This window comes from Acetobacter sp. JWB, from assembly GCF_003323795.1.
In the GTDB taxonomy this organism is placed as follows: Bacteria; Pseudomonadota; Alphaproteobacteria; order Acetobacterales; family Acetobacteraceae; genus Acetobacter; species Acetobacter oryzifermentans.
In genome coordinates this window covers 1,565,001-1,581,063 of sequence record NZ_CP030871.1, presented here as the reverse complement: position 1 = coordinate 1,581,063, position 16,063 = coordinate 1,565,001, and the positions used below count along the sequence as shown (strand labels likewise).

The 16,063-nt window shown below is 51.1% G+C and carries 16 protein-coding genes (1 of these 16 running past the window's edge); 11 read left to right on the top strand and 5 right to left on the bottom strand.

Features of this window, described 5'->3' with window-relative positions; all coding sequences use genetic code 11:
• Positions 1-89: 89 nt before the first annotated feature.
• On the top strand, positions 90-1,538 hold the full coding sequence (gene fumC / locus DS739_RS07555) for a class II fumarate hydratase (protein ID WP_035350750.1): 1,449 nt from the start codon (positions 90-92) through the stop codon (positions 1,536-1,538).
• A gap of 51 nt (positions 1,539-1,589) precedes the next feature.
• On the opposite strand, the gene DS739_RS07550 is transcribed toward fumC, so the two are convergent.
• Complete coding sequence (locus DS739_RS07550) at positions 1,590-2,129, bottom strand: Dabb family protein (protein WP_006117172.1); 540 nt, start codon at positions 2,127-2,129, stop codon at positions 1,590-1,592.
• A 170-nt stretch (positions 2,130-2,299) separates the two neighbouring features.
• On the opposite strand from DS739_RS07550, the gene DS739_RS07545 reads away from it, so the two are divergent.
• From DS739_RS07545 to cobJ, 4 genes are read left to right on the top strand one after another with little or no spacing between them, the layout of a single operon-like run.
• On the top strand, positions 2,300-3,532 hold the full coding sequence (locus tag DS739_RS07545) for a cobalamin biosynthesis protein CobG (protein WP_035350789.1): 1,233 nt from the start codon (positions 2,300-2,302) through the stop codon (positions 3,530-3,532).
• The gene (locus DS739_RS07540) at positions 3,519-4,148 is read left to right on the top strand and encodes a precorrin-8X methylmutase (protein WP_006117170.1); all 630 of its coding nucleotides are present in this window, start codon (positions 3,519-3,521) and stop codon (positions 4,146-4,148) included. Before DS739_RS07545 ends, DS739_RS07540 begins: the two co-directional genes overlap by 14 nt.
• Positions 4,149-4,874, top strand: coding sequence for a precorrin-2 C(20)-methyltransferase (locus tag DS739_RS07535; RefSeq protein WP_006117169.1), 726 nt, complete (start codon positions 4,149-4,151; stop codon positions 4,872-4,874).
• A complete protein-coding gene (gene cobJ / locus DS739_RS07530; RefSeq protein ID WP_006117168.1) occupies positions 4,871-5,629 on the top strand; it encodes a precorrin-3B C(17)-methyltransferase in 759 nt (252 codons plus the stop codon). Before DS739_RS07535 ends, cobJ begins: the two co-directional genes overlap by 4 nt.
• On the opposite strand, the gene DS739_RS07525 is transcribed toward cobJ, so the two are convergent.
• Positions 5,599-6,402: a cobalt-precorrin-6A reductase gene (locus tag DS739_RS07525; protein WP_035350785.1), complete on the bottom strand. Its 804-nt coding sequence runs from the start codon at positions 6,400-6,402 to the stop codon at positions 5,599-5,601. The genes cobJ and DS739_RS07525 overlap by 31 nt on opposite strands.
• A gap of 89 nt (positions 6,403-6,491) precedes the next feature.
• Here DS739_RS07525 and DS739_RS07520 point away from each other — a divergent pair, with 89 nt between their 5' ends.
• The 3 genes from DS739_RS07520 to cobM are packed head-to-tail and all read left to right on the top strand — an operon-like array spanning position 6,492 to position 8,866.
• Entirely contained in the window at positions 6,492-7,736 is a 1,245-nt protein-coding gene (locus DS739_RS07520; RefSeq protein ID WP_006117166.1) for a bifunctional cobalt-precorrin-7 (C(5))-methyltransferase/cobalt-precorrin-6B (C(15))-methyltransferase, read from the top strand.
• Positions 7,733-8,107 (top strand): cobalamin biosynthesis protein, encoded by a 375-nt coding sequence (locus tag DS739_RS07515; RefSeq protein ID WP_035350747.1) that lies wholly within the window; start codon positions 7,733-7,735, stop codon positions 8,105-8,107. The genes DS739_RS07520 and DS739_RS07515 overlap by 4 nt, the downstream gene beginning before the upstream one ends.
• A complete protein-coding gene (cobM, locus tag DS739_RS07510) occupies positions 8,108-8,866 on the top strand; it encodes a precorrin-4 C(11)-methyltransferase (RefSeq protein WP_006117164.1) in 759 nt (252 codons plus the stop codon).
• Between the two features lie 4 nt (positions 8,867-8,870).
• Here cobM and DS739_RS07505 read toward each other — a convergent pair whose 3' ends face one another.
• From DS739_RS07505 to grxB, 3 genes are all read right to left on the bottom strand, one after another.
• Entirely contained in the window at positions 8,871-9,944 is a 1,074-nt protein-coding gene (locus tag DS739_RS07505; RefSeq protein WP_035350744.1) for a cobalt-precorrin-5B (C(1))-methyltransferase, read from the bottom strand.
• Between the two features lie 103 nt (positions 9,945-10,047).
• On the bottom strand, positions 10,048-11,403 hold the full coding sequence (locus tag DS739_RS07500) for an MFS transporter (RefSeq protein ID WP_035350741.1): 1,356 nt from the start codon (positions 11,401-11,403) through the stop codon (positions 10,048-10,050).
• A gap of 692 nt (positions 11,404-12,095) precedes the next feature.
• On the bottom strand, positions 12,096-12,740 hold the full coding sequence (grxB, locus tag DS739_RS07495) for a glutaredoxin 2 (RefSeq protein WP_035350738.1): 645 nt from the start codon (positions 12,738-12,740) through the stop codon (positions 12,096-12,098).
• Between the two features lie 125 nt (positions 12,741-12,865).
• On the opposite strand from grxB, the gene tmpT reads away from it, so the two are divergent.
• From tmpT to DS739_RS07480, 3 genes are all read left to right on the top strand, one after another.
• Entirely contained in the window at positions 12,866-13,507 is a 642-nt protein-coding gene (tmpT, locus tag DS739_RS07490) for a thiopurine S-methyltransferase (protein WP_006117160.1), read from the top strand.
• A 173-nt stretch (positions 13,508-13,680) separates the two neighbouring features.
• Complete coding sequence (locus DS739_RS07485) at positions 13,681-14,937, top strand: dicarboxylate/amino acid:cation symporter (protein WP_006117159.1); 1,257 nt, start codon at positions 13,681-13,683, stop codon at positions 14,935-14,937.
• Positions 14,938-15,048: 111 nt separating this feature from the next.
• Positions 15,049-16,063, top strand: partial view of an excinuclease ABC subunit UvrA gene (locus tag DS739_RS07480; protein ID WP_006117158.1) — the 5' portion only. Its footprint extends 1,499 nt past the window's final position; the window shows 1,015 of its 2,514 coding nt (coding positions 1-1,015); the start codon lies at positions 15,049-15,051; its stop codon lies beyond the right edge, outside the window.

Here is a 16,063-nt window from a genome sequence, read left to right as displayed (position 1 = left end):
TGGCCTCATTTTTAGATGCGGAAGAGGTCTATGCTGCTCAAACCAGAAAGCTGGCTGAACGTCACGAGCCAGCAGGGAGGTCATGTATCATGAGCAATAATCCGCAAATTCGTTTTTGTCCTGTAGGCATTCAGGCCACAGGTGTCCGGCAGGAACGGGATTCAATGGGAACCATAGATGTTCCGGCAGACAAATACTGGGGAGCACAAACCCAGCGCAGTCTGGTGCATTTTTCCATTGGCACAGAGCGTATGCCTCTACCGCTGTATCATGCATATGGCATTGTTAAAAAAGCGGCTGCGTTGGTGAACGCGGCAGAAGGGCGTATGCCGCAATGGAAGGCAGATCTGATAGCTACGGTTGCAGATGAAGTTACAGCAGGTAAGCTGGATGCACATTTTCCGCTGTTTGTTTGGCAGACAGGGTCTGGCACCCAAACAAATATGAATGTGAATGAGGTTATTGCAAACCGTGCCATTCAGCTTGTAGGTGGCAAAATTGGCTCTAAAACACCCATCCATCCCAATGATGATGTGAACATGGGCCAATCCAGCAACGATTCATTCCCAACGGCCATGCATGTTGTCACATTGCTGGAAATTGAAAACCGACTTTTGCCCAGCGTAGAAAAGCTTATAGAAGCTTTACGGCAAAAGGCCGAACAATGGATGGACGTTGTTAAAATTGGCCGCACCCATTTACAAGATGCTGTACCTTTAACAGTAGGGCAGGAATGGTCTGGCTGGGTGCAAATGCTAGAAGATGCGCTTTGTGGCCTGCGTAAAGATCGTGAAGCTTTGTTCGAGCTTGCTGCCGGGGGTACTGCTGTTGGCACGGGGCTGAATGCGCCAGTAGGTTTCAGCAAAGCTATAGCTGCGCGTATAGCAGAGCTAACAAAGCAGCCATTTGTTACGGCGCCTAACAAATTTGCTGCGTTAAGTGGGTTGGATGCCATGGCCAGAACATCTGCGGGTTTGCGCGGCCTGGCGGTGCCATTGCTGAAAATTGCCAACGACATGCGCTGGCTGGCCTCCGGCCCACGTTGCGGGTTAGGTGAACTGCATCTGCCCGAAAATGAACCTGGCTCTTCTATCATGCCCGGCAAAGTGAATCCCACCCAATGTGAAGCAATGGTGATGATTGCAACGCAGGTGTTGGGGAATGATAACACCATTGCTTTTGCGGCTAGTCAGGGCCAGTTGGATCTGAATGTTATGCGGCCGGTAATACTGGCCAACTGTCTTGCCAGTATCCGTATTTTGGCCGATGGCTGCCATAACTTCCGCATTTTTTCTGTTGAAGGTACGCAACTAAACGAAAAGCGGCTCAAGCAGAATGTGGGTGGGTCCGTTATGCTCGTTACCGCTTTGGCCCCTGTTATTGGCTATGACAAGGCTGCGGAAATTGCGCACATTGCCATGGAGCATGATCTTTCCCTCAAGGATGCGGCCCTTAAATCTGGTTACGTAGATGCAGCTACTTTCGACAAGGTGGTAAACCCACTTGATATGGTGGGAGAAGGCGTTGCCGGGGCCTGAATACTAAATATTTAAGCCTTAACGGAGTGGGGAGGGGTTTTTCTCTCCCCTTCATTTTACGGTAAAATCAAAAACCACCACATTGGCCAGAAATGGTGCAGCAAATTTTTTAAAGGCATCATGCGCGGGGTCAAAACATCCGCTCGTGTGTACAATCGGGCGACCTACATAGTAATTACGATCACCTTCTGAACGGAAGGTAACAAGATACCCATAATCCAGCCCGTGATCTGCATTTTCACCACTATTTTGTGGCCCAGATTCCAAGTTGGCAACAACCGGTTTGCCATTCGGTCGGCGTGAGTGTGTCGCCAGTTCCAGAAAACGACGTGTGACTTCCTGCCTTTCGGCAGCAGTTGCTGTGGTGCGGAATTGAAACATCACCATATGCCGCACAGTGCCGGGGCGAAAGTCTGGCGCAGTAAAGCGCTGTTCACCTATCTGTTTCACCAACGCATACGTGGCCTGTGCGGCTGCATCCAGCGTGAGGGTTTCATTTGCACAGGCGCGGGTAGAGTAAATGCTTGATCCGGCAAAAAACAAACCTGCTATCAAGCCCAAGCGGATGGAAAGAGGAGATGTTATGGTCATCTGTCTTTCATAACACAGATTGCTGCTGGCTCACGTAATGCTACAGGCTACCTCTCTCTTAAATATGGAAGTACGTTTGGCTTTTTGACAAGCAAGGCTTGTGTTGCGTAACAGGACGACCGTGAAGAGAGATTTTGTATCCGCCGCAGCCAAGAAAGGAGGCAGATAGCGTGACACAGCGTTTTACGCCGCCAGAGGTTAAAGGGTGGTGTCCGGGTCTGTTTGCCCCCATGCAAGCCAAAGATGGCTGGTTGGTGCGTGTAAGGCCACCATTGGGCCGGATAACTGCGGCGCAGGCTGTTTTTCTGGCACAGATTGCAGAGCGTGAAGGCAATGGGCTGATCTGCCTTACCAACCGCGCCAGCTTGCAATTACGTGGGTTCTCTCATAACAACGCCTTGCGTTTTCCCGAACTGGCCGTTCTGGCAGGTTTAGGTATGGCCAATCCTGAGCATGAAAAGCGCTTGGCGTTATTGGTATCCCCTTTGGCGGGGTGTGATCGATCCTGTGCTCCAGATACGTTGGAATGTGCCGCAGCTTTGCGCATGGCCTTGTGCCATGCCGATAATCTTTCCGTATTGCCGGATAAGTTTGGCTTTGCCGTAGATGGCGGAGGGCTGTTTACTGTTGGGTTGTTGAAGGCAGATATCACGTTGCAAGCCAATGGGGCGGGGTTGTGGTCTGTTGTATGTGGCAATCAGAAAAGCAAAGCTGCCCCAATTCAGACCATAGTTGAATTGGCTGTAAAGCTGGCCGCGGCTTTTACCGCCATCCCGGAAGGTAAGCGGCCAGCACGGTACCCATCAACGGGTAAAATGCTCTTTCAGGCCATTCATCAGCCTTATTATCCAGCAGAAGTTACGAGTGCAGTCGTGCCGGATCCGGCTTTATTAGCAGGCTCAATAGGTTCTGCCTTATATGCCCTTAATGCGCCATTAGGCATTTTAACATCCACTATGCTGCGTAGCTGCGCGCATCATGCACGAAACGGAGATGGCATCCTGCGGCTTACGCCGTGGCACAGTATTATTCTGCACGGTATGCCGTACGCGCCGCATGTGGCGGATATGGTGGATACAAGCACCAATCCTATTTTACGAGTTTCTGCCTGCATGGGAAATGCAGGATGTGCGCAAGCAGAAGGTGCAACACAAGCATTGGCAAAAACACTGGTGCATAGTTTGGGGGCAGGGGAAAGCCTGCATGTATCTGGATGCAGTAAAGGCTGTGCGCACCCTGCAAAAGCAAGCTGGACGGTTGTTGCCGCCCAAAATGGCTATGGGCTCATCCACAATGGCACGACATCGGGGCCTGTCATGCGCTTTTTCCCAGATGACACAGCAGTCGAAGACTATTTTATAGGCACCAAGCCACAGGAAAGGATAATGAATGGCCGCGTATGAGTATATCAAGGATGGAGCAGCTATTTACGAACGCTCCTTCGCGACCATTCGGGCGGAAGCCGATCTGTCTGCCTTTGCGCCGGAAGAAGCGCAGGTTGTCGTACGTATTATTCATGCCTGCGGCATGGTGGAAATGGCGCAATCTGTTAGCATGACGGCTGATTTTGTTACGGCTGCCCGCACGGCTCTGAAAAAAGGCTGCGATGTTTTGTGTGATTCCGAAATGGTGGCGCATGGGGTTACGCGGGCGCGACTGCCTGCTGATAATGCCGTAACCTGCACGCTGCGCGATAGTCGCACCCCGGAATTGGCGCGTCAGATTGGCAACACCCGCTCAGCCGCAGCGCTGAATTTGTGGGGTGAAAAGCTGGCTGGAGCAGTGGTTGCAATTGGCAATGCACCGACAGCACTCTTCCACTTGCTGGAAATGTTGGATGCAGGCGCACCGTACCCTGCGGCCATTATCGGGCTGCCGGTAGGTTTTGTGGGGGCCATGGAATCTAAGGAAGCTCTTTCCCTCCGCAAGGATGTGCCTTGGCTTGTTGTGCGCGGTCGGCCGGGGGGCAGCGCCATGGCGGCGGCTGCTGTAAATGCTCTGGCTTGTGAGCGTGAATAAATGACACGCGGCAAATTGCAGGTTGTTGGCGTAGGCCCGGGTGATCCCGAACTCATGACAGTAAGGGCTGTTCGGCTGGTGCAGGCGGCAAAGGTCGTGGCGTATTTCTGCCGTCATGATAGGCCGGGCCATGCGCGTACTATTGCACGTGCACATATTACGCCCGATGCTGAGGAGTTGCGGCTGGAATATCCATTCACAACAGAAGTTTCCGTTGCCAATCCGGCGTATCATGGTGGCATGAGCCAGTTTTATGATAACTGCGCGCGCAATCTGGCTCAACGGCTGGAAAAAGGGCAGGACATCGTTCTGTTATGTGAGGGCGACCCCTTTCTGTATGGTTCGGCCATGTATCTTTTTGATCGGCTGAAAGCCGGTTTTGAAACCGAAATTGTACCCGGCATTATGGCTATGAATGGCTGCTGGACACAGGCACATCTGCCCATAACGCACGGAGATGATGTGTTGTGCGTTCTCCCTGCCACATTGCCAGAAGAAAAGCTGACCAACTGGCTGGAACAGGCAGATGCCGCAGTTATCATGAAAACAGGCCGTAATATGCCACAGGTCAAGCGGGCGCTGGAAAAAGCGGGGCGTTTGGCAGATGCCGTATATGTTGAACGCGGCACGCAGGAAAATACCCGTATGTGTGCCTTGCAAGAGCAGGCAGATAACGTGCCTTATTTCTCGCTGGTTCTGCTGCCGGGTCGGAAAGGTGTGAGATGAAGGGTAGCGTTACCATTATAGGGTTAGGGCCAGGTAATAGCCTCCAGCGTACGCCACAGGCAGATCAGGCCTTAGCTCAAGCAACAGATCTGGTTGGCTATGGCCCGTATGTAAATCGGGTAGAAGCCCCTTCGCATGTTGTTCGTCATGCCTCAGACAATAGGGTAGAACTTGATCGCGCTCGTCATGCGTTGGAAATGGCAGAGCAAGGGCGACATGTGGCAGTTGTTTCTGGTGGAGATGCAGGCGTATTTGGCATGGCCAGCGCTGTGTTTGAAGCATTGGAGCAAGGGCCAGATAAATGGCGTGCGCTGGATATTAACGTTGTTCCTGGCCTAAGTGCTGTTCTGGCTGCGGCTGCGCGGCTGGGTGCCCCGTTGGGTGGGGATTTTTGTGTGATGTCCCTTTCAGATAACCTCAAGCCCTGGGATGTCGTGCTGGAACGGTTGCAGTTGGCTGCACAGGCTGGATTTGTGATTGCGCTGTATAATCCTCGGTCTCATGCCCGCCCGTGGCAGTTGGGTGAGGCATTGGAGCATTTGCGCGGTGTGTTGCCAGCCACTATTCCCGTTGCTTTCGCGCGCGCCATTGGGCGACCTGATGAAGCTGTGCGGCTTTCCACCCTGCAGGATGCCAATGCGGAATGGGCCGATATGAGCACATTGGTGCTGATAGGTTGTAAAGCCAGCCGTTTGGTGGATCGGCCCAATGGTGAACCGTGGTTCTATACTTTACGGCGGGTTGATGCAGCTTGATGCGCCTGTAACCATGCCATGGCTTGTTGGGCAGTTTCTACTGTAGGGATATGAGGGCAGGCCACTGGGCGGTCAATCATCAGGACGGGAATACGCAACAGGCGTGCAGCTTCCAGTTTGGGGTATGTAGCACTGCCTCCAGAGTTTTTGGAAACCAGAAGTGTGATGCCGTAATCCTGCATCAGCTTGGCTTCACTGTTCACATCAAAAGGCCCGCGATCCAGCAGAATGGTTGCATTTGGAGGTAAGGAGGCAGGATCGGGCGCATCAATAGAGCGAATGAGGTAATGATGTTGGGGCGCAATTTTAAACGGCGCTAATTCCTTACGGCCTGTTGTTAAAAAAATGCGCTGTGGTGCTGTTCTCCATTTTGGGGAATTGGCTAACAGGCTGGCGGCTTCTTTCAGATTAGCTGCATGGAACCATCTATCGCCTGGCATTTCCTGCCAATCAGGACGTTCAAGACGTAACAGTGGCGTTTGCGTAGTGCCGCAGGCTGTGGCGGCGTGTTGGCTCATAGTGGCAGCAAAAGGGTGGGTGGCATCTATGAGCGCGCTGATGCCATGTGTTTTAAGCCATGTGCTTAATCCATCAACGCCTCCAAAGCCACCAATCCGCACGGATAGCGTAGGTAAATGCGGCTGTTTGGTTACTCCGGCAAGGGAAAGCGTGGTACTGATGGAGGGGGTCTGCTCCAGATCACGGCACAAGGCAGAAGATTCTGTGGTGCCGCCGAGAACAAGAACGCGAAAATTATTGGAAGATGAAGGCATACGGGCAAGCTTTACAGCGTAAAAAATAAAACTGTTGTAAAAGCCCAGCCCATTAGCGTGCAAGTATGTGCCAAAAAAGGAATGGATAAATGACCGAGCAACCCCAACATGCGCCACACCCCCCGTGGCTCACCCTGATCGGGATTGGGGAAGATGGTGTGGAAGGTCTTTCTCCTGTTGCGCGTTCCATTCTTACACAAGCGGTTTTTGTGGTCGGAGGGGCTCGCCATTTGGAACTGGCGGCTTCATTAGTGCAGGGGAAAACACTTGCTTGGCCCACACCCTTTGAACGCGGAATAGATGCTATTCTTGCCCGAAAGGGTGCGCCAACTGTAGTGTTGGCCTCTGGTAATCCATTCTTTTTTGGCGTGGGTAATACACTTGCGCGTTCTATCCCACCACAGGAAATGCTGTGCTTACCAGCTCCATCTTCCGTGGCTTTGGCATGTAGTCGGCTTGGGTGGGCAGAGCAGGATTGCCGGGTGATTTCTTTATGTGGCCGCCCCATAGAGCAGCTTTATCCAGCTTTGCAGCCATCTGGCCGTGTGATTGTACTGTCTGCTAATGAAAATACGCCGCGTGTTTTGGCCAACTGGCTTAGTAATAAAGGGTTAGGGGCAACGCGCTGCCATGTGCTGGAGCGGCTGGGTGGCCCACATGAAGCCATGCACAGTTTTTACGCCAGCAAAGGTGCGCCGGATAAGATACAACGGCTTAATCTGATCGGGTTGGAAATAGATGCCCAAAGCGCTCCGCACACATTGCCCCTTACCAATGGGTTGCCCGATACGTGCTTCGAACATGATGGCCAGCTTACAAAGAGGGAAATTCGCGCTGTTACACTGTCATCCCTAGCGCCTCGGGCAGGGGAGTTGTTGTGGGATATTGGGGGGGGAGCTGGTTCCATCAGTATTGAGTGGATGTTGGCATCTCCCTCCTGCCGCGCTGTGTGTGTTGAAGCGCAGCCAGAGCGGGTTGCACGCATTGCACGCAATGCTGTGGCTCTTGGTGTGCCGGGGCTAGATATAAGGCAAGCCCGTGCGCCAGAAGGCATGGAAGATTTGCCAAAGCCTGATGCTATTTTTATTGGCGGAGGTGCAAGCCGTGCTGGTGTGTTGGAAACTGCATGGCAGGCTCTTAAACCCGGTGGTCGTATTGTTGTGAATGCCGTGGTGGCCGAAACAGAAGCGCGCTTGCTACGCGCTATGCAGGAGTGGGGTGGAACGCTTACGCGTATCTCTGTGTCTCGGTTAGAGAAGATAGGTTCTCTGCACGGTTTCCGCCCTGCCATGCCGGTAACGCAATGGATTGCACAAAAGCCCGGCACCGCATGATATTTCTAGGTATGGGCTGGAACAGCAGGGCTATCTTAGCACAGGCTCAGGCGTGTATTGAACTCGCCTTGGCGCGGCAGTTTGGTAAAGAGTTGTCAGCTCTTGCTGTGCCTGCATTTCGGCATACAGAAAATCTGCCGTTACAGGCAGCAAAATGGCTGGATATCCGAATTATCTGGGTAGAGCTTGCCGTCATGCAGCAGATGAATGCGCAATGCCAGACAGTATCAGCCCGTAGCATGCAGCATACTGGCGTGGCCTCGGTATCTGAAGCCTGTGCATTGGTTGCGGCTGGCCCACAGGGCAAACTTATTGTACCGCGTTGCAGCATGAGTGGTGTGACATGCGCCGTGGCAGAAGGAGATATTTGAATGACCGTGCATTTTATAGGGGCAGGCCCCGGAGCAGCTGATCTGCTTACCATACGCGGAAGGGATATTTTGGCATCCTGTCCAGTATGTTTGTATGCAGGATCTATTGTGCCGCCGGAAATGCTGCAATTCTGCCCGCCTGATGCGCGTAAGGTTGATACAGCCCCCATGACATTGGACGAGATTGAAGCCGAATACGTAAAAGCCCATCAGCAAGGGCAGGATGTGGCACGCCTGCATTCAGGTGATCTGTCTGTGTATAGCGCTGTGGCAGAGCAAATCCGCCGCTTGGACAAGCACGGTATTCCGTGGAGCATGACACCGGGCGTACCAGCCTTTGCGGCAGCGGCTTCCATATTAGGGCAGGAATTAACCATACCAGGCGTTGCCCAAAGTGTGGTGCTTACGCGTGTAAACGGGCGTGCTTCCGCTATGCCAGAAAAAGAAACGCTGGCAGCGTTTGGCGCTACAGGGGCTACATTGGCTATTCATCTGGCAGTGCATGCGCTGGATAGAATTGTAGAAGAGCTGACACCCTTTTATGGGGCGGATTGTCCGGTAGCCATTGTGGCCCGAGCGACATGGCCAGATCAGCTTGTGCTACGCGGAACACTTGCTAACATTGTAAATAAATTAAAAGAAAACCCCATAGAACGCACCGCACTTGTGATAGTGGGCTGGGTATTGGGGGATAAAGATTTTAGGGAAAGCGCTTTGTATAACCCTGATTATCGGCGGCGTTTTCGCGGGCAAGACTAAGCTTTCAGGCTTGCCCAACCAGATTGCCTGCACGGTCAAACACCAGCACATCGGCTTGTATGGGGGCGGGGTGTAGAACGTCCTTAACGGTTTGCAAGGCCGAGCGGGCAATGAGGTTGCCTAGCGGAAAACCCTGCTGACTTGCGTGCAAAAAGGCCTCTGCTACTGTGGGGCTGCGCGCAATAGTGTCTGCTATATCGGGTTTTCCGTTATGTGCGAGAACAAGCGCAGCCAACTGGCGCATGTCTGCTGGGCCTCGTTTAGAATGCAGGTCCATAAAGCCTTGGCCAAGCTTGGTCATTTTGGCGATACCGCCAGAGATCGTAAGGTGTGGCACAGGATGTTTGCGAAGGTATTTTAACAGGCCACCAGCAAAATCCCCCATTTCAATAAGCGCACTGTCGGGCAGATTATAGAATTTCTGCACGCCTTTTTCAGAAACATTTCCGGTGCTTCCTGCCAAATGAGTCAAGCCTTCAGCGCGCGCAACATCCACTCCTCGATGGATGCTTTCAATCCATGCCGAGCATGAAAAAGGCACTACAATGCCGGTTGTGCCCAGAATGGACAAACCGCCCAGAATGCCTAGCCGACTATTTAACGTACGTTCAGCCAGTTTTTCTCCATTTTCTACACTGATACTCACCTCTGCATCTGGGCAGATACCGGCATTTGCTTCGGTTAAAGCTGCACGGATCATGGCCCGAGGTGTTGGATTTATGGCTGGCTCCCCCACCGCTAGCGGCAAGCCGGGGCGGGTGACAGTGCCTACACCGGAGCCTGCTTGAAATGCGATGCCGTAACCAGCAGGTAAAGCTTTGACGGTTGCACGGATAAGCGCTCCATGCGTGATATCGGGGTCATCTCCCGCATCTTTAATAACTTCAGCAAAAGGTGCCTCTAGCGTGCCACCGGTACGGGCAATGGCGAAACCAACATGTTGGCCGGAGGGAAGGGTGATATTTACGCAGGCCGGGGCCGAATGGCCGTTTAGGATCAGCCACGCTGCCTTTGCGGCGGCTGTTGCGCAGCTGCCTGTTGTCCAGCCTCGCCGGAGGGGATGAGTGTTGGGTGCCATGCTGCGTGATGTAATTCATCTGCGTGTTGCAGAACATAAAAAAAAGCCCCATCCATTGCTGGACGGGGCTTTTTGCCAGCTTTGCATATAAAGCAGAGCGGATTCAGGATTGTTTGCTGAGGGAAAGTTCTTCAGCAATATCACCACGGGCAGCGGCTGCGCGTTTCTGTTTCTCCCGTTCGGAGATTTTTTTCAGGTAACGACGTGCTTCGGGTGAAATGGTCAGGCACATGGTCATCAGGGCAGAGGCAACATACAGACCAGAGAAGATCCAGATAATACCTTCAACGCCGTGCCAGGATTCAAACCACGTTACAATGGCCGGGCCAACCCATGTGCTGGCGCCAGCGCCCAGCCCAAGAGCTGAAAGAGCCGCAGCTTTTTCCTTCGGGCAAATCTGGGGCACCAAACCGGACAGAGGCACAAAAGCAGCTAAGGAAGCGCCATACAAAGCGCCTACAATAGCAGCAATCATAAAGTTGCCGGGGAACATCTGCGGCACATAATAGAAAGCAGGCACCATAATGGCTGCCCCAATGCCGCCACCAAAAGCCACAACTTCGCGATGGCCGAATTTGTCTGCTGAGATACCGGAAAACAGGTTTACCAGAATATTGGACAGGAACACGATGGACAGCAACTGCAACCACTGAGAAAGCGTAAAGCCAATAACCTTGGTAAAGAAGGTCGGCATAATCACCAGAAACGCATATTCGGATGATGTGTTGATTGTGCGTACCACCATGGCCACAAAGGTTTTGGGTTCGCGCCATAGAATACTGATAGAACTGAAGAAGATTTCCTTGGCTGGAGTGCCAGGGGCTGCCAGACGCTGAGAGCCTGTGGGTTCACGCGTAAGCAGCAGAGCCAGCAAGCCACCAAAAACAACCATCCCCAGAGAAGACCAGAAAGTGGCCATTTCTCCGATAACGGGGATGGCAAAGCTGGCGAACAGAGAGCCCAAGGTAGGCAGACCACCAGAAAAGGCAAACCAGAACCAGCCTGCTGCAGAACCAAGCTGGCGCGGCGGCGTGGCAGCAGCAATCCAGACCAGAAAGCCGTAGGTGAACAGCGGATACCCTAAACCACGCAGGGAATAGGCCAGCAGCATAATGGGATAGCTGTTAACGGCAACACCACAGGCCAGAAAGATAACTTCAAAAACGGCCCAGATCGCCAAGCCAATCCACATTACCCGCTTGGGGCCCCATAGATCAGACAGTGGGCCAGATAGCCATGCGGAGATAGAAACAGTAACGCCGTAAATAGTGAACAAAAGTGCGGTATTACCGGCTGATGTACCATGCCCTTCCAGATAAGGGGCAAGGTAACCGGCTTCTACACCATCACCGATCATGAAGAACAGAAGCCCCACAAAGCCCCAGAACAGGGGCGCGGGAATTCCAAGACGATCTGCAAAAGATGCAGGCGGAGGCGACAGGGAGTCTGTCTGTTTCAAGGGGAGATACTCCTCTTTACACAGGCAACCGTCATTTTGACGGGATATTCCACCGAAGTGCGGAATATGCTGGCTGACTGCAATTCTCCGGGTGATGCCAAATGGCCGTTCACTCCGGAATCTTGTGGAAAAATACGGTTCGGAGGGAAGTCCGCGCCTGAATGGTAAGAGCCAATAGGGGCTTCTAACCATAAAAAGCCTCAGGACATGTGTCTGAGGGAAAAAAGCGCAGCGGGTCTGCGGCACTATGCGATAGCTGGATGTATCTGCTTGCCAGATGGGAGAAAAGGAAAAATCTGAGAGTAAACAGATTATGGTTTTATATTATTGCAATAATATAAAACAGGCACCCATCTAAAGACCACAAGAAAACGAAACCATTTGATGTTAGGGAAGAATTACAATTCTAAAGGAAAGGCCTCTCCTTATGCCAGTTGTCATAACATTGCCTTGATAATATTTTCTGATAAAATTTTCAACGGAAAATTTTTGCAATATATTATTATGGCGTAATTATAAAATGTGAAAATAAATATATAATTTTATAATAATTGAAAAATTACTTTTTAAAATCATAAATTTATAAAACAAATACTCATGTATTATTTTTCATTTTTATTTATATACAAACCTTTCCTGTGTTTATGATTATGAATTCTCACAAAATGTAACACAGGAAAAGTTTTTTATAATCAGACGGCTATAGCATCCAGCAAGGCAATGCCCGAACGCTTGGAAAGAGCCTGCCTATAGTTCTCTACTGCAGCGGGATAGGTAAGCCCTTTGATAATGGAAAAACTGTGCAGATGCGCAAACAGATGAATATCATCATAAGAAAGCGCCCCCTGAAGAGCAGATGGTTCAGGCAGGAGAGAGGCCAAATCTTCTAACAATGCATTTAACGGGAGAAGGGCCTCTGGGCCTTCATTAAAAATCGTGCAGAATGGGCCAGTTGAAGCCTCTTTTTTGCGAATAAAGTATGCGCGTCCAGATGTGGTGGAAAACTCCGCGAAAGGGGCCGCTGCGGCGCGAGGCAAAAACTGCCTATACAGCAGCGAACTGGAGCGGCTGATCCAATCAGAAACTTCTGGCCGGGAAGGAACTGTAAGGAGAGGTGTTCCTTCCCGGTCTATCTGCGCAATAATATCCAGACTTTCCCCCAGATAGTGCCCGTTTTCTTCCAGAATGGGCAGCATTTTCTGGCCGATCATACCTATGGGTGTTGCTTCATCATCATTTTGAAGAACAACAATCTCGACAGGAATGTTTTTGAGACCAAAAATCATTCTGGCTTTAATGCAGAATGGGCAATGATCATAAACATAAAGTTTACGCATAAGAGACAACTTTCTGATACAGAGTGTAGGATCGAATATCCTGCAAAAACAGGGTGTTCGCTTTGCTGTTTACGCACTAAGCATAAAACCTATCATAAATGATTTTATAGCAGAAAGAGGCCAAAATGGATGCACAATTCTGGGACATGAAATGGCAGAAAAACCAAATTGGCTTTCATCTTTCCGCTGTTAATCCGCTTTTGGTCAAATATTTCCCTATTTTGGAGCTTAAGGAGGGCGCACGTATTTTTGTGCCATTATGTGGCAAAACGCTGGATATTCATTGGCTCCTACAACGTGGCATGAAGGTGGTTGGAGTAGAGCTTAGCCAGATTGCGGTAGAACAGCTTTTTTCTGAACTTGGTATAACGCCACAAATATCTCAAGTGGCCTCCAATATGCTGTGCTTTAAGGCTGAAAACCTAAGCATATTTGTGGGTGATATTTTCGCGCTCTCTCGTGCATTACTCGGTTGCGTGCAGGCAATTTACGATCGGGCCGCTTTGGTGGCCTTGCCGCCCGCCATGCGTATAACTTATGCAGAGCATCTGATAGATATTTCGGGCAAGGTAGAGCAACTTCTTGTTACTTTAGGTTATGATCAGTCTTGCATAGCGGGGCCACCGTTCAGTGTAACCCAGCAAGATATTCAGCGGTATTATGGGGCAGATTATGCCATAACGTGTTGGGATAATACTTCGGTAGCAGGAGGTCTAAAAGGCGGTGTGCCAGCTACCGAGAGCGTATGGCTTTTGAAACCTGAATAGTCTGTATCAGGAATTTACCAAAAAACGGACAGGTAATCATTTATATTGTTAAATAAAGGATACGGTTAAGAAATAATTTTGCTTATTCTTACAGCTTTGACCTCTTGCGTCTTCTTCCCTATATGAGCCTTCTTTTTGACAAGTTTCATGCTCCAGAGGGAGAAGAATGACAGATGGCAGAGGTTGCTTCACCTACTAATACCAAACGGCGCACCTACGCTATCCTGATTGCCCTTGTGCTTGGCATTCTGTGCGGGCTTGCGGTGCATGATCTGTTTCCGGCCTATATTTCGGCTGCGCATCAGGTGGCAACCTTGTTAACAGGGTTTTTCCTGCGGCTTATACGCATGATTATTGCGCCATTGGTATTTGCAACATTGGTAAGCGGTATCGGCAAGCTGGGGGACGATACCTTGGTGGTGCGCGTGGGTGGGCGCGTTTTGCTGTGGTTTATCACCATGTCCTTTATTTCGCTGCTTATTGGCTTGTTTGCAGCCAATATTTTGCAGCCAGGTCATGGGTTTTCTGCGCCTCTGCCGTCTGATATTTCATCCTTAAAGCATCCTTTTCAGCCTGTTGAATTTTTACTGCATGTGGTGCCAACCAGTGTCATGGATGCCATGGCGCGCAATGATATTCTTCAGATCGTGGTATTCTCGGTTCTGTTTGGTGTGGCCTTGCCCGCAGCGGGCAAGGCCGGTGAAACCATGCTGAAATGGACCGAAGAGCTGGCGCATATCATGCTGCGTATGACAGACATGGTGATGGTGCTGGCGCCACTAGCCGTATTTGGCTCCATTATGGGCACTGTAGCGCAAAGTGGCGCTGGCATGTTGCTGCATTTTGGACGGTTTTTAGCAGAATTTTATGGCACGATTTTTGTGCAGTGGGGCGTTCTTACCTTTATTGCTTTTCTGGTTCTGGGGCGCAGCATTAAAAGGCTGGTGAGCGAGCTTGTGCAACCTGTGCTGTTAGGTTTTGCCACGGCCAGTAGTGAATCTGTTTATCCGCTGCTGCTTGAAAAGCTGGAAAATTTTGGTGTACCTACTCGGATCAGCGGTTTTGTGCTGCCGCTAGGGTACAGCTTCAATATGGATGGCTCCATTCTGTTTCAGTCTTTCGGGGCCATTTTTATTGCACAGGCTTATGGCATCCATATGCCGTGGTCTCAGCAGTTTCTGATGCTGTTGGTGATGATGCTAAGCAGTAAGGGTATTGCGGGCGTACCGCGAGCCTCACTTGTTACGCTTGTGGCTGTGCTGCCTCAGTTTGGTCTGCCGGAAGCAGGTATTGCGCTCATTCTGGGTATTGATCATTTTCTGGATATGATGCGCACAGCAACCAATGTGCTGGGCAATGGGTATGCCGCTGCAATTTCGGCTAAATGGGAAGGTGCGCTTTCTGATGGGCCAACAGAGGATACGCTTTAAGCTTTAATAAGTGCCCGATTGGCCGCGTTAAACGCCAGAAAACGCTATATGCAGGGCACCTATTCTTTTTTCCATACCACAGGGCAGAAATAGGGGGCGTATAATGCCCCCATGAAAACACAGTCTTCTGCCAGCAGCCCAGCCGATATGATTTGCGTCCGCGGGGCACGTGAACACAATCTGAAAAACGTTTCTGTTTCTGTGCCGCGCGATAAATTTGTTGTAATGACCGGCGTTTCAGGGTCAGGCAAATCCTCGCTGGCATTTGGCACAATTTATGCAGAAGCCCAGCGTCGGTATCTGGAATCTGTTTCTCCTTACGCACGTCGGCTGTTTAATCAAATGCCAGTGCCGGTTGTGGATACCATAGAAGGCCTGCCCCCAGCCGTAGCATTGCAACAGCAGCGCGGAGGCAGTAGCAGCCGATCTTCTGTTGGCAGCCTGACCACACTCTCAAACCTCTTGCGCATGCTGTATTCGCGGGCTGGCACGTATCCTGCTGGCATGAGCCGTTTGGAGGCAGAAGATTTCTCGTCGAACACGCCAATGGGGGCATGTCCACGCTGCCATGGGCTAGGGCGTATTTACGATGTAACAGACAAAACATTGGTTCCGGATGATACGCTCAGTATCAGGCAAAGGGCCGTTGCGGCATGGCCGACTGCATGGCAGGGCCAAAATTTGCGGGATATTCTGATCACGCGTGGTGTGAATGTAGATATTCCGTGGAAAGATCTTCCCAAAGCCACGCGGGACTGGATACTTTACACAAAGGAAACCCCAACAGAACCCGTTTACCCCGGTCGCACGCATGCGCAAGTGCTGGAAGCTATCAAGCACGGTGTTCCCGCAGATTATAACGGCACCTTCACCGGTGCACGCCAATATGTGCTGAACACATTCACCAAATCGCAAAGCGCTAAAATGCGGGCGCGGGCTGCATCGTTCATGGTTAGCAGCGTGTGCCCAGAGTGTCATGGTCAGAAGCTTAAAGTTGAAGCGCTTCAGGTGTTATTTGCAGGACGCAATATTGCCGAGCTTTCATCTTTACCGCTCAAGAAAATTACGGCCATTTTGCGCGAACAAAGCCAGCAACTCAAAAAGCAGACCGATGCGACGGGGCTGG

Excerpts from the sequence above, each read along its gene's own strand:
- fumC (WP_035350750.1), top strand. The coding sequence starts at position 90 with ATGAGCAATAATCCGCAAATTCGTTTTTGTCCTGTAGGCATTCAGGCC.
- DS739_RS07550 (WP_006117172.1), bottom strand. The coding sequence starts at position 2,129 with ATGACCATAACATCTCCTCTTTCCATCCGCTTGGGCTTGATAGCAGGT.
- DS739_RS07540 (WP_006117170.1), top strand. The coding sequence starts at position 3,519 with ATGGCCGCGTATGAGTATATCAAGGATGGAGCAGCTATTTACGAACGC.
- DS739_RS07535 (WP_006117169.1), top strand. The coding sequence starts at position 4,149 with ATGACACGCGGCAAATTGCAGGTTGTTGGCGTAGGCCCGGGTGATCCC.
- cobJ (WP_006117168.1), top strand. The coding sequence starts at position 4,871 with ATGAAGGGTAGCGTTACCATTATAGGGTTAGGGCCAGGTAATAGCCTC.
- DS739_RS07525 (WP_035350785.1), bottom strand. The coding sequence starts at position 6,402 with ATGCCTTCATCTTCCAATAATTTTCGCGTTCTTGTTCTCGGCGGCACC.
- DS739_RS07520 (WP_006117166.1), top strand. The coding sequence starts at position 6,492 with ATGACCGAGCAACCCCAACATGCGCCACACCCCCCGTGGCTCACCCTG.
- DS739_RS07515 (WP_035350747.1), top strand. The coding sequence starts at position 7,733 with ATGATATTTCTAGGTATGGGCTGGAACAGCAGGGCTATCTTAGCACAG.
- cobM (WP_006117164.1), top strand. The coding sequence starts at position 8,108 with ATGACCGTGCATTTTATAGGGGCAGGCCCCGGAGCAGCTGATCTGCTT.
- DS739_RS07505 (WP_035350744.1), bottom strand. The coding sequence starts at position 9,944 with ATGGCACCCAACACTCATCCCCTCCGGCGAGGCTGGACAACAGGCAGC.
- grxB (WP_035350738.1), bottom strand. The coding sequence starts at position 12,740 with ATGCGTAAACTTTATGTTTATGATCATTGCCCATTCTGCATTAAAGCC.
- tmpT (WP_006117160.1), top strand. The coding sequence starts at position 12,866 with ATGGATGCACAATTCTGGGACATGAAATGGCAGAAAAACCAAATTGGC.
- DS739_RS07485 (WP_006117159.1), top strand. The coding sequence starts at position 13,681 with ATGGCAGAGGTTGCTTCACCTACTAATACCAAACGGCGCACCTACGCT.